The sequence below is a fragment of the Citrobacter sp. VF227 genome, assembly GCF_052950715.1.
The window spans coordinates 1-465 of sequence record NZ_JBRFVF010000413.1; the positions used below are offsets into that span (position 1 = coordinate 1).

Consider the following 465-nt stretch of genomic DNA (forward strand, 5'->3'; position numbering starts at 1 on the left):
ATCCGGAGCAGCGCGGCGACGTGCACTGCGGCACTTCCTACGCCACACCGCTGGTGGCCGCCACCGCGCCGATCCTGCCGTCCGAGCGCGGCTATCGGCTGGATGACAACGATGTCGGCCGCTCGGCTCGGCTCGACATGCGCAAGGCCCTGGAACTGACGGTCAAGAGCCTGGAGAACACGCGCTAGGCCACGTCACTCCATGTCGCCACAGAGCTCGGCGGCACGCAGCAAGGCCGCCGTCAGCGCGTGGCGCTCCCACGGCGGCAGCGCGGCGAAACGTGTGCGGAATTCCGGCGGCAGCAACGCCGGTGCGTCCTGCAGCAATTCCCGGCCACTGTCGCTGAGCAGCAGCCATTGGCGGCGGCGGTCCTGGTCGTCGCGCTGACGTTGCAGCAACCCGCGTTCCTCGAGTCGATCGAGCTGACCGGACAGCGTCGCGGCGGTCAGGCTCACACGCCGGCCC

2 protein-coding genes are annotated in these 465 nt (G+C 70.1%); one reads left to right on the top strand and one right to left on the bottom strand.

What is annotated here, in order from left to right; genetic code table 11:
- A partial coding sequence (locus ACU8YC_RS27045) for a hypothetical protein (RefSeq protein WP_446896268.1) occupies nucleotides 1–188 on the top strand: 188 nt, incomplete at its 5' end.
- A 6-nt stretch (nucleotides 189–194) separates the two neighbouring features.
- Here ACU8YC_RS27045 and ACU8YC_RS27050 read toward each other — a convergent pair.
- The coding region (locus tag ACU8YC_RS27050; protein ID WP_446896269.1) for a MarR family transcriptional regulator at nucleotides 195–465 on the bottom strand (271 nt) is incomplete at its 5' end.